The sequence below is a fragment of the Hymenobacter sp. genome, assembly GCF_035709525.1.
GTDB lineage: Bacteria > Bacteroidota > Bacteroidia > Cytophagales > Hymenobacteraceae > Hymenobacter.
In genome coordinates this window covers 38,545-51,513 of the sequence record NZ_DASTEP010000136.1, presented here as the reverse complement: position 1 = coordinate 51,513, position 12,969 = coordinate 38,545, and the positions used below count along the sequence as shown (strand labels likewise).

9 protein-coding genes are annotated in these 12,969 nt (G+C 47.0%); 4 read left to right on the top strand and 5 right to left on the bottom strand.

The genetic code is table 11. From position 1 onward, the window contains the following. Positions 1-34: 34 nt before the first annotated feature. Both VFO93_RS11920 and VFO93_RS11915 read right to left on the bottom strand, forming a co-directional pair. A complete protein-coding gene (locus VFO93_RS11920) occupies positions 35-622 on the bottom strand; it encodes a recombinase family protein (RefSeq protein WP_325134597.1) in 588 nt (195 codons plus the stop codon). A 162-nt stretch (positions 623-784) separates the two neighbouring features. Continuing rightward, entirely contained in the window at positions 785-1,828 is a 1,044-nt protein-coding gene (locus VFO93_RS11915) for a TniQ family protein (RefSeq protein ID WP_325134596.1), read from the bottom strand. Between the two features lie 282 nt (positions 1,829-2,110). On the opposite strand from VFO93_RS11915, the gene VFO93_RS11910 reads away from it, so the two are divergent. The 4 genes from VFO93_RS11910 to VFO93_RS11895 all read left to right on the top strand — a co-directional run bounded on the left by VFO93_RS11910 (position 2,111) and on the right by VFO93_RS11895 (position 9,411). Continuing rightward, entirely contained in the window at positions 2,111-4,648 is a 2,538-nt protein-coding gene (locus VFO93_RS11910) for a DEAD/DEAH box helicase (protein WP_325134595.1), read from the top strand. Positions 4,649-4,750: 102 nt separating this feature from the next. Further along, positions 4,751-5,407: a hypothetical protein gene (locus VFO93_RS11905; RefSeq protein WP_325134594.1), complete on the top strand. Its 657-nt coding sequence runs from the start codon at positions 4,751-4,753 to the stop codon at positions 5,405-5,407. Further along, positions 5,404-7,557: a hypothetical protein gene (locus VFO93_RS11900; RefSeq protein WP_325134593.1), complete on the top strand. Its 2,154-nt coding sequence runs from the start codon at positions 5,404-5,406 to the stop codon at positions 7,555-7,557. The genes VFO93_RS11905 and VFO93_RS11900 overlap by 4 nt, the downstream gene beginning before the upstream one ends. Before the next feature lie 6 nt (positions 7,558-7,563). Then, positions 7,564-9,411 carry a hypothetical protein gene (locus VFO93_RS11895; RefSeq protein WP_325134592.1) on the top strand — a complete coding sequence of 616 codons (1,848 nt, stop codon included), beginning with the start codon at positions 7,564-7,566 and terminating at the stop codon, positions 9,409-9,411. Between the two features lie 99 nt (positions 9,412-9,510). Here VFO93_RS11895 and VFO93_RS11890 read toward each other — a convergent pair whose 3' ends face one another. From VFO93_RS11890 to VFO93_RS11880, 3 genes are read right to left on the bottom strand one after another with little or no spacing between them, the layout of a single operon-like run. Continuing rightward, positions 9,511-10,398 carry a TniB family NTP-binding protein gene (locus tag VFO93_RS11890; RefSeq protein ID WP_325134591.1) on the bottom strand — a complete coding sequence of 296 codons (888 nt, stop codon included), beginning with the start codon at positions 10,396-10,398 and terminating at the stop codon, positions 9,511-9,513. Positions 10,399-10,400: 2 nt separating this feature from the next. Next, a complete protein-coding gene (locus VFO93_RS11885) occupies positions 10,401-12,239 on the bottom strand; it encodes a helix-turn-helix domain-containing protein (protein WP_325134590.1) in 1,839 nt (612 codons plus the stop codon). Continuing rightward, on the bottom strand, positions 12,236-12,934 hold the full coding sequence (locus VFO93_RS11880; RefSeq protein ID WP_325134589.1) for a TnsA endonuclease N-terminal domain-containing protein: 699 nt from the start codon (positions 12,932-12,934) through the stop codon (positions 12,236-12,238). Before VFO93_RS11880 ends, VFO93_RS11885 begins: the two co-directional genes overlap by 4 nt. Positions 12,935-12,969 lie beyond the last annotated feature (35 nt).

Here is a 12,969-nt window from a genome sequence, read left to right as displayed (position 1 = left end):
TAGGCGTGCTTTGATGAAAAATTCAGTACAACAGCTAAATGGACTGTGGCCCATTGGCTGCTGGGTCCCGCAAGACTAACTGGCGGCGGTAGCGCTTGACACTCGATTCACTCACGCCCGTGGCAGCTACGGTCTGATGCACCGACATGCCGGCCGCTAGACAGGCCTGGACCTTGGCCAACTTTCCCGCGTCCACCCCAGCACGGCGGCCTAAGTGCTTCCCCTGCGCTTTGGCTAGAGCAATACCTGCCATCGCCCGCTCGCGAATACTCTCACGGTCGTACTCGGCTAATGCAGCGAAAATACCTAGTATCAATCGCCCAGCGGGAGTCGCCGTGTCTATACCCAAGTCTAGGGCGACGAACCGCACCTGCCGGGCGTGCAGGTCTGCCACCACATTCATGATATGAGCACTATTGCGCCCCAATCGGTTTAATCTGGCCACCGTTACCGTGTCCCCGACGCGCAAAATGCTCAGCAGTTCGGTGAGCACTGGCCGATGTGCGGTAGTACCACTAATTTTTTCCTGAAACACGCGGTCGACGCCCGTAGCCTTGAGTTGTTCGAGTTGGGTATCGAGGTGTTGGTCTTTGGCTGAAACGCGGGCGTAACCGAAATGCATATAAAAGGGTCAATAAGGTGGGGCCAGCAAGATACTCATCTGGTCCCACTTTCTGGCCCTATTTTCGTCTGGCTGAAGTCCACTTGTTAATGAGGACCGGCAAGGTGTACCTTTCTGGCCCCACCATCAATGCGCAATAGTTAGCATGGTGTGTTTCGTGAGCTAGACGCCTTGTGTCGGACCGCTTATTTTTTGAACCGAACTTTTGTTGAGGTCAGCATTCAATGTTAATATGAGCGCCACAAAAGACTCAGGCAAGTGATGTGACTCGCTCAGAATGGAAGACAGCCGAGTATTGGTCTGCCTAATGACATCGAGGAGACGCGACGGCCACTCTTCCAAAAGCCAAGCCACTTGCTCGACTAATCGCATCCTCTCCTCCAATCGAAGGGTCTCTAGCCGGTTCCGGTACCCACCAGCTGGTTGGTGAAACATCAATTGTAGACTTTCGGCAACCGCCCGTTGAAAACCCAGCAGGCTCGGCTTCCGGCTGCTGAGCAGCATCAGCAGTTGATGCAGCACGTCAAAGTATTCGTATCCGTTGCCAGTGTCTCTGCTGTCGGTGATGCGCTGGTACCATTCCTGCTGGAAACGTAATACTAGGGGTGGCACGACTTCAGTTCTTAAATCTGCGAAATCCGCGAAGCAACTAGTACAGCAACTCAGCGGGTAAGTAGCCAACTCACGCTTTCGCCCAATCTCGCTGCGATGGAAGACTACCGGTTGCTTACAAAAAGGGCACTCATCCAGCAACTGACAGCCACATTCGGGGCAACCAACGGCTAATGCTAAGCGCCACCATCGACGATAGTAAGGCCGTGCACCGTCTTGTTGAAAACAGGAAGGGCAAAATTGAATGCCGTAACGGGTGTGGGTTCGGTGATAGATGCCTAAGGCTAGCAACCAAAACGAGTTGCCCTGAAACGACGCTCGTTTGAATAATATTCCTTCATAAGCCGCCAGCGTTGTCTGGTAACTTCGTTCGGGGCTCACGCCTACCTTGAGCGCCATCAATTGCCATACTTCGGGCAACGCCATTCGGTCAATGTCCCGATTCCAAAAGGCCAGACGGGGCCACACAACTTTGCAAAACGTGTGCGCCTTCATCTGGTGAGCATGGCTATTTCTCAACAGCCAACTTGAAAGTAATTCGTCCTTCTTCGGAAGAACAAAGGCTGGCCATCGAGTACTTACGGATAATGGCATGAGATAGAAAGCGTTATCAACCTATCGGTCAAGGCAAAAACTGCTGTGCGGCTTGGTTATACCCAGCCACACAGCAGTCTCAAAACGAGAGCACTTTCCCAATATTAGAATTCAACAATTTTTTAACAATTCAATGATATAAATTCAAGTTTCTTTTGCTACTTAGTGCCCTCAAAGTTGTGTTGCACACCACAGCTCCAGAGCCAACCACTTCTCGCTTGCTACAGAGTATGCAAGGACTACTAGCACTTACCCTTTAAGGCCTGAAAATCAAAACGTATCATGATAGACTTCCGCAGACGCATTAATGCCAATGGCCCTGACAAGAAAGTGGACCCAGTGGAAATTTATCAATCTCTTGATACCACTGTTGATGTAGCCGGACTGCGAGTAGCTCAGGAAGCCGTTCTAGAGGACTGGTTCAAGAATTATAGAGATGAACGTGATATTATATTGAAGCTGCATACAGGTCAAGGCAAAACGCTAGTCGGCCTGCTCATGCTACAATCTCAACTCAACGCCGGTAGGGGCACAGCTGTCTATTTGTGCCCTAATAAATATTTAGTTCACCAGACTAAAGAACAGGCCCGGAAGTTTGGAATAAAATACTGTGAGTTAGATGGCAACGGAGTGTTCCCTAACGAGTTCTTAGAGGGCAGGCAAATCCTAATAACTACAGCGCAACGCCTGTTCAACGGCCGAACTAAATTCAAGCTTGGACCCAGAGCTGTTGAAGTAGGCACCATTGTACTAGACGACTCGCATTCCTGCATCGATACCATTCAAGATAGTTTCACTATTAAAATATCAAGAACAGACGACGAACAGCTTTACGACGCTTTCCTTGCGCTATTCGAATCAGACTTAAAGGAACAGGGGCAGTCGAGGTTTTTCAACGTACGCGAAGGCGACCACCGAACTGTCATGTTAATTCCCTATTGGGCTTGGCAGAACAAGGAAGGTATGGTCGATGCGCTTTTAAGAGAAAATACTGATATCAATGGTGTCGGCTTTGCTTGGCCGCTAGTAATGAATGAACTAAAAGACTGCCAGTGTTATGTATCTGGTAGTAGTATTGAAATTTCACCTTACCACAATAACATTGACCTATTTGGCTCTTTTTCGAGAGCTAAAATGCGCATTTTCATGTCGGCAACGACTAGTAATGACGCCTTTTTTATTAAGGATTTGGGTATTCCTAGGGAAGTTGTACAACATCCATTAGTCTATGCTGCGGAGAAGTGGTCAGGAGAAAAAATGATTCTCGACCCTTACCAAATGTCCGACCTTTTACACCGCGGGAACATCATTGCTGCCTACGCTCCAGCTTCTCCCAACCGTAAATACGGAGTTGTTAGTTTGGTGCATAGCCACCGTTCAGCAAAGCACTGGGAGGAAAAAGGCGCAGTCGTTGTCGAGAACGTTGAAGAGGAAACCGACAAACTTCGTAACGGTGATTTCAAACAAACACGAGTCTTAGTAAACCGTTATGATGGCATCGATTTGCCTGATGATGCCTGTCGGATTCTCATACTTGACTCCCTGCCATTTGCGCAACGCCTTGGCGATGCTTATCAGGAGTATTGCCGTCCTACTAGTACAACGATAGAAACCCGCGTAGCCCAGCGAATTGAGCAGGGCTTAGGGCGCGGGGTGCGCGGTGAAAAAGACTACTGTGTAGTCATTATCACCGGGACTGACCTAATTAATGTCATGCGTACGCCTCGATTTCGGAAAAGCTTTTCTGCTCAAACGCAAAAGCAAATCGAAATTGGCATAGAAGTTAATATAATGGCTACTCAAGATGCTACCACAGGTGACCCATCCGTTTTACTAGATAACGTTATCAAGCAGTGCCTTAATCGAGATGAAGGATGGAAGGACTACTACCAAGTGGAGATGAATAAGCTAACCACTGGCATTTCCGATAATCCATTGTTTCATATCATGGAATTAGACCGTAAGGCAGCTGAAGCACACAGAAAAGGAGACTCAGTTAAAGCTCAGCGGTTTATACAGGAACTCATCAACAAGCATCTTGACCGTACTGATGAGGAAGAAACTGGTTGGTACATGCAGGAGATGGCTCGCTATGCCTATGCAGAGCAACGTGTCGATTCGGGGACTTTTCAGACTAGTGCTTACAGACATAACCAAGCTCTACTCAGACCCGCTGACAGCACATACTTTAAGAAACTCATCATCAACCAAACCCAGGTGGAAAATGCTAAAGAATGGCTGGCATCTTTCGCCTCTTACGATGATTGTCGGATTACAGTAGATGCGATGCTTGGTACGCTAGAGTTTGGTAAAGACACTGACAAATTTGAATCTGCCTTAAAAGACTTAGGACTAATGCTTGGATTCGGTAGTGACCAGCCGGACAAGCAATGGAAAATGGGACCTGACAACCTGTGGAATGTAGCCCAAGGGGAATACGTATTTTTTGAATGCAAAAGTGGGGTGAAGCTATCCCGTACTGAAGTGAGTAAAGCAGAAGCAGGTCAAATAGGCCAGCATGAACTCTGGTTTCAAAAAAATTACCATGATGCTACCTTGCTGCCTATCATTATTACACCCGCGAGAATGATAGCAAATAACGCTGCCCTGAATCCAAATGTCCGCATTATGGATAATTCTCAATTAAACAAATTAAAAAAGAATGTTCGCAACTATCTAAAGGAATTCAAGAAGTATGCACTCAAAGATGTAACTTCTAACATTGTAGAAGCAGCTTTGCGTATGCATTCTCTAACAAAAGAGAGTATTGCTTCTTACACAGAAGTACCGATACCTGCAGCAACTAATCCCAAAGTGTAGTAGAACCCTAAAAATATTGCTTAATTTTTGCCGTTGGATAAAGCAAATTGGCTTATCCAACGGCATATCTTTTACTAATGATTGCGAATATCTTCTCAGCCAATGACTCATCCTACAGTATCGCCATTACGCGAGCGGATACGCATTCTACTTATCATTTATAATTTTTCTGAACCTTACAGTGACCCAGACCATCCGAACTGGGCACGTATCCTACGCTCAGAGGTAAAGATTCAGAAGATAGATTTTCTGTTCCGATACCCCAGTTACCTCTGCAATGAGTTGTTACGTGAACATGAAGCTGGTACTATTTCAGCGAACGAGGTCAGAGGTATAGTGCGGCAGATATTTGTAGATAATGAGCCCCAGCTACGCACCGACGAGATGAAACGCTTTTTTTTTGGCGCTTATAATGGCCTCGACACCACTCTTTCTGCACTTAAATCTCTTAACCTAATAGATTTGAGAAGTCAGCACAATGCGCTCCTAAAAAAAACAAACAAGGAATACTTTATCACTCATTTTGGAGCAGAAAAGATCACGCGCGCCTTATCTCAAGTACCTGCCGCGCAGTGGTACATCGCCCGCTGCGAATTAATTAAACACTACTTCGGCTACCTAAGCGGCAGCGACTTAAAACGACGGCAATATGATATTGAAACCTACCGAGAAACACCCTTGGACGAGGTAATTGCTGACATCGAAAACGAAGTAAGAGAACGTTATTTTAACCTTTTCAACGATTCCTTACCCCTATGAGTACTACACCGGAATTAACCGAGTTGGTTAAGCGCGTGCATAAACGTATCAATAGCGCGACTACTAAAGCTGACTTAGAGCAACTGTTTTCGCTCGGTGATGATGAAGCATATACCCGCGACAGTCCTCGCTCGGTAGGCCGTCACCTGCGTATTCTCTCCATTGAATTCAGCGGTGTCAAGCAAACCGGCGAGCCCTTACACTACACACGCAAGCCTGAGACCGGCGTTAATCTATGGGTAGGAGAAAATTTGGTTGGTAAATCCACTATATTCAAATCCGTCAAATTCGCTCTAACTGGCAATAACTCATTCGTTGACGATGTTGGTGAATGGATTAAAACTATATGGGTTGAGTTTACCCTAGGTGCACAAACTCACACGGCTCACATATTCAAAAGGCCAGCGGATCGAAACTTCATATTTGAATTCTACAGTCTGTCGCGCGACGAATTAGGCGATATGGATGCAGAGGAAATTGAGGATGCTGCTGATTTTAGAGGCAACAAAGGAGATTATGAAGCTTATGTAGAGAAATTCTTTTTTAAAGAGTTCGACTACTATAAAATGCAATGGACATCGAGTAGAAGTGGACAGAAAGACCAAGTTGGCTTACAGACTAATAATACTAGCTGGCAAACTTATTTCAAATCAATCTACTTAGAAGCCGATGATGCATTAGTGTTTGGGTCTCAAACGGAACTGGTGCTGCAAATGCTATTCGGGCTTGAGCTGACGTACCCAATCAACCGGCTGAAGATGGAAAAGGAGAAGAAGCAGAGCACACTTGGTCTGCTTAAATCTCAATCCGCCGCAGCTGCCACTAGCGAACAAACTCAAAGCTTGCAAAAAGATATCCAGCATGTCGAGGTTGAGCTAATGAAATTGCAGGAAACGAAGAAGGCTGCTAACGCATCTGTTGCACCATCCTCGGCTCGTGATTTTGAAATAGCTTTGAACAGGCAGAATACAGCCATCACTCAATCTGGATTACTGAGTCAGCAACTACTTCAACTGACAGCTGACCAAAGCAGATTGCAAGCCGAGGAAAAAGAATTCAAGCAGAAGATATACGAATTTGGCAACGAAGCATCTCTAAAGAAGAAGCGAAGTCGCTTCCTACAAGACCAAGAACAGTTTGGAGCCTTTTTTAACGAGTTAGAAGTCAGCATCTGTCCCAGTTGCAGTCATGAGGTCGAAACGATAAGAGTAGAGCATGAAAGACAGACCGGCAACTGCCGCCTCTGCACATCTCATATGCCGCCTGACCAGCCAGTAGTCGAACCAGGTACTCATCAGGAGGAAGTCAAGCAGCTTGAAGATGAAGCTACTAAACTAATAGCGGACCAGTACTATTACCGTGTCAAACGTTCTGGGGTACTTAAATCCTTAGAGGACGTTGGCAAACAATTAGACGATGTCAAAGCACAGCAATTGGCCAATACATCAGCCATTCCAATCTATGCGGCGCAGGTGCAGACATTGCAACAAGCATTATCGGCCAAACCAGTCACTTTTGATGTAGATAAGTATATTGAAGATACTACTGCCCTATTACAGCGGAAGGCAGAATTGAACGCCGAGCTTAATGCGCTTATTCAGCCTGCTGCGGATAGTAAACAGCGATTAGAGCGACTAGAGAATGAAATCAACTGGTTACATATGGCTCAGGAAGAGCTAGGTAACCTTCGTAACGAACGTAGTAGCGACCTACTCGAAGATTTTGAAAAGCTATACTTAAAACTTTTACAGGAGTTTGGCCTACCAAATTGCGAGAGCGTCAAAATTGACGATAAATTCAAATTTACCTACCAATTTTCTGGCACAGAGTTAAGCTTTGCTAAACTGGCTCCTGGGGCACAATTACGTGCAAAGCTAGGAATGTACATTGCTATTATTCAGCTTGACGTTCAACTGCATCACGGCCGTCATCCGCGCTTTATTATTCTGGATTCGCCCGCTGGTCAAGAGGCGGATAGACGCTTCGTGGAAGCATTAAAAGACGCCTTGGCTTACATTGAGGCCAACATGAAGGAGGATTTGCAAGTATTCGTTGGGACTGCTGTGCGTACATTAGCCGCTGCTGTTACGTCTGATAAGATGGATTGGCGCGACGAACCAGACCCATCAGGCCGCCAATATTTCTTCTAAATTCACTTGACCTTCCCCTTAAGCTACAGTTCGTATAGCGCTCAGCCGTTGGATGAGCGCTTTGACTGGTTTGAGCGACTAGAATGGAAGGATTTTGCACAACCGGCACAGGAGCGAAATATTAGGCGTTTTCTACAAGAAGTATTTGACTCTGAAGAAAATAATCACCTGAGATTGATAGCCCTCGAATGGTTCAGTGAGTTAGCGTTGGGTAATATTATTCCATCACATGCTGCCATGACTTTCTTAATGGATGTGGCGGCTGAAGAGCAGTATATTCAGAGTGCCAAACTACGGTACCTATTTCTACTCTTTGGAGATGATGCAAATGTGAATAGCACACTCGACAGTTACTTGGATAATCCAGACGCCGATGTCGCATCTGAGGCGTTCTACCGCAAGGGGCTAATTCATTTATTATATAGAACCTCGCAGGCAAATCAAGTTGTGTTCCTCAACGAGCTGGGGATGGCCAGTGAGCTCTTTAGCCAAGCCATCGATATGGCAGAAAACCGGGTGGATGCGCTCTTTTTCTTACTAGCTACCCGTTGCATAAAAGAATTACTGGCTTACCAATCGGAATTGTACACCGATACCTTTCATCAACTGACTGAGCTCCTTTGGCAGCGCCAACTTTGGATGGAGCAACCAGTAAGCGACCTATTAGAGTGGAATATATACCATAGCCTGAAGAATATCAAGAGCTTAGCAGAGCATGTAGATAAGCAAAAGGAAGAATGGGACGATTACCAAGCGGAATTTGCTGTACTCGCAAAGTACTTCAATGACGCCGTTGTTATAGATGGACTGAGCGATAGATTAAAAAAGACGCATCAGCACTTCACCAGCAGCGTCAGCGAGAGAATTATCGACCATTACTATGCAATCAACTTATCTGGTTGCCAGAAAAAGATTGAGTCTGTAGCAGCTAAGACCCGGACCACAAATCCAATACTTAGCAGCTTTTTACTTGAGTTGGGCGTCCGTCTGAATGCTCAGCAGAAAAAAAAAAATGACGAAGTTGACACCAGCTTATTGGTAAAATTCCTCAACTCCTTCACTGAAGCCACTCCTGAGAACGTTATAAATGCTATCAGGCAACGCACACAAGCAGGTGAAGAAGAGACGCTCGCTTACGCCAATCTTGCTCTTGATTATGCTGCTCGAAATCGTCTCGTTGAAAAAGGCCATAAGACAGGTAGTAGACCAGGGCAAAAAGTTTTGGAATACATCGCAGATGAAATAATCAAAGCTAAACTCGGTTATGACAAGCATGCCCTCGAAATTTTTCTTGCCTGCTTATCAGATATTATCAGCTATGCGCACCGAACAGATACCTTACCAAAACATTTCTTTCCTCACTTGCATGACCCTTCTGTAACAGATGAACGAGTGTTTCAGGATAAAATGTATGAGGGCCTTATTAATAATAACAGCAAAGCTCCCTATTATAATTACGAGCCTATAGACCGAATCGCAGGTGGAAGGGTGGATTTAACTTACGAAGAAGACGGGTACATATTTCCAATTGAGGTCAAGAAAGATACCCAACCAGTGACATGGCAAGCTGTTACTTCTAATTACTTGGCTCAAGCTCAAACATATGCTGGACCTCAAAGTGAGATAGGCATATTGGTCATTTTTGATATAAGCGAGAAAATTGGAAATGCCCCTAAAAACCCTTTTAGAGACCGTTTTGAGTTGCTTCATATGCCACCTTTATCACCTAGCATTTCAAAGCACCCGAGCTACGTTGTAGCAGTTATTATTTACGGTAACAATGTCCCACCAAGTGCGCTCTCTACTTACTCAGGCTTAAAAAAGAAAAAGAAAAAACCAGGCAGTGGCAACTAAAATCGACTTGGTCAATTATATCCGCCACATAGTAGGCAGTTTATTTTCTCTTTTGAGGCAAGCGCAACGATGAGCTTTGGTTATTGCAAAAACAATTACTCAATTCATCAGGTTGATAACTGCCTTTCGCTGAGACGGGGCCTGCCACCCTATCTGCTCCAGCAACCGGGTTGTGATACATTCTTGGCCATTATGAATAGCCCGGATGGCAGCTTGCCGAAGCAAGTTTGAAATCTCGCCGATAGCTCCCTCACTCATGGAAAGTATCTTTAAACTTAGCTCATCACTTTCTAAGTAGGAAGATTTCCTCAACGGTAGTTTACGCTCAAAGCTAGCTAGTAGTCGGCGGTAGTCCTCCCCGTCTCTCCAACGCGGTAGCAAATGGGGTTCAAAACGATTGGCTAGTTGCGGGTCGGTGTGAATAGCACGGAAGGCGTCCTTGGTACCAATGGCTACGATGGGTATTTGCAACTCATTTGACAAGTACTTGATAACGTTCAAGAAGCCGCGTTGTTTCGTTAGGTTGCCGGCCAATACATGATGTATCTCGTCAATGATAAGCATACGGGCCTGAACCGTTGCCAGCAATTGCATTACCTGATGCTGCTTGCGATCAATTTTATCGTTGACTTTATATGGAGTCGCCAACTTATCTAAGATGCCGTTGTACAAGCGCTTCTCATCTGGAATCGGAGGAGCCTGCACCATCACAACCGGTACGCGCACAAAATCCTCATCTGGCAGCGAATAAGCCGGGTGCAGTTCTAAAAAGCGCCCGGCAATCACTGTCTTTCCATTATTCGTGTTGCCTACCAGCAACAAATTCGGCATGCGGTGCGTCGGGGGATGTACCAAAAGGTCTTCTAGCCGGTCCATTGCTTTTTTCGCAAGGGGATAGCCGATGACGGGGCTCAGGGCCAGTTCCTTAATTCGCCGTGCTGGCGGCTCCTGCATCAGAGGATGCAGGTTGGGATGTAAATGATCCATGATTAGAGGTCACCAAAGGGAACATACTGCCGGGGAGTGGGAGCATCTAAGCGATTTCCTTCTTCCCGCAAGGCTTGTTTGGGTGCCAGAGCAACTTGCCGGGCTGCGTGTACATCCTGGCGCTGATTACGACGACGTGTTTCTTTTGTCTGCTTAACCGCTTGATCTTCAATCTGCCTCATCGCCTCGTAGGCTGCAAAAATATGCTCCTCATCCACCGGAATATTCTGGGCCTTTACTCGACGAATGGCTTCGCGGTATTCCCAAATACTCATGGGTGGCCGCGAGGTATCGCGATAGGGAATGGCAAAGTGCTCCTGAAGTTCTGGGTCGTAGAAATACACGACGCTCACATCACGCGGATCCCGTTTGAAAAGTAATTTCTGCCGACGCTTGTACTTATCCGTCGTCTTTATCCAACGCCGCAATACGTCGCTATAGTAGTAGATGTGGTCAATCAATACACCATATTCCTGGACGGTACGTTCCTCGAACGGCATGAAATCCATTCGCACTTTCTCTTCGTTCATGTAGCGAAACGGCATGCCGCTGCCCGAATGAGTATCCGTGCCGAAAATGCCTTGCTTGAAGCGCTCCAGTGGGGCAATCCCAAGGGCACTATGCTTGCGTTTGTGGTAGACGTTCGTGATATACGTCAACAACCACTTCTCTAGTTCTCGCAACGTCATCACAGCCTTTTCTTCAGAAGGATAGTCTCCCCGCTCACTGATAGAGGAGAACGTAGTACCTGGCAGTGTATGTAGTTCCCCCAAAACAGTCCCTAGGTAGCGCTCGATATGTCCGCCATATCTTGGCGTGGCGACTGGGCGCCAGTTCAGTTCAATGCCATATTGCTCGCACGCCCGCATGAGCATCGTTCCGTGGAACTCGCGGGCGTTGTCTAGGTGGAGCGTCCGCATTACACCCCAGCAGGGCCATTCACCACTCAAATCATGCATGGCCAGCCACTGCTCCTTGGGAAGGATCGCATTGGAGATACAAAGCCCTGTACCCATAGCCCCGGGAGGGTCTAGCGAGATATAGAAGCCGACTACCATGCGACTGAAAACGTCGATGGCCAACGTAATCCAGGGCCTACCCACTGGCAGGCGCTGCGCATCATCGACTAATTCGATATCCAGCTTCGTGTGGTCAATTTGCACGAAAGCCAAGGGATAATCGGCCCCGGGGAAACTTCCTTTATGAGGTGCTAACTGTTCATCGGCAGCAGCCTTTCCATAGCGGTAACGCAAACGGCTGTACTCCGTTAGCTGACTAATTCGGTTGCGAATTGTATTGGGGTGGGGCACCGGTAAGCCTGCCCGCTGGCATTGAGTGGCAACAACTTGATGGACTTTTGCCAAAGGTTTGCGCTGCGTAGTGAGGTACTCGTCCTTAATGGCCTGTTGAACAATAGTATCGATTTCCGGCATCAATCGAGTCTTACCACGACCGCCATCGCGCGGCTGCTCCATCAGCGAAGCAACAAGCCCAGTGGCTTCGTAGCGGTCCAGCCAGCGGTATAGGGTGCTGGCATTAATGTTGTTTTCGCGCGCAATCTGTTTCACTAGGGCTCCGTCCGTCCGATTTTCTAAGATGGGTTTCAACAGCGCAAAGCGTCTATTGGCGGTAGCCCACTGTTCTTCAGTGGCCAATTCAAAACTCGGCGTCTTGACATCGTTGGCATAGACTGGCTGCACGTCCTCCACGGCAACCACAACGATGTGGTTGTCTTCCGGTCGCTCAATCAACAGCCGTCGCATATCTAGCAAGGCCTTGACTTGATAGTGGTGTCCTTCGTAGGACACCGTCGACTTAGGAGTGATGGAAAACTGGTTCATAGGCGGCGAGTCGGCTGGATAAAAGAAGTCCGTTGATGGCTATTCGACCAGATGGGCGTTTGCATCGTCAATTTATGTGTCAGTTCGATGCCCACTACACCTAATGCCACCATATGCCACAACACGAACAGGTACTCGGCCTGCTTATAGGCATCGCGTGCAGCAAGTTGAATGATTTCGGATGGAGTTGTGTCAGGCAGCAACTCTAGTAATTGCTGCAAGCGGTGGATGTACCCAAGCTCGACATTCACCCAACGATAACGGTTAAGGAAGCGCACATTTTCTAAGTACTGTGTCCGAATCTCTTTTTCCGTTAGTATCTTAAAATCCCAACCGCGTTTGGCAGCAAACTGAACCGCAGCCTGAAATTTTGGACGCAACGTCGCCCACTCAGCCCAAAGAGTTGCGCGATACTTTACTTCTATTAGGCGCGGCTTTAACCATACGCCCGGTGGTTTATCCGAACGGTAATGGACCAATATGTCCGGCGTATATGTATGCAGTCGGCCGGTTTTACCCACAAACTCAATGCGCACGGGTTGTTCTTCAAAAGACTGCACATTGCGGTCAAATTCCAATAGAGAAATTAGGTCACGCTCCAGAGACGATTCAAATCCGTGCAAGCGCATATTCTTTTTGCTAGGTGCTACCCCGGCAATGGAAGAGTACTTAAGGGGTATATCGCGGACAGGCATGGTGAAGTATTCTTATGATGTGTTGTAAATTCCTA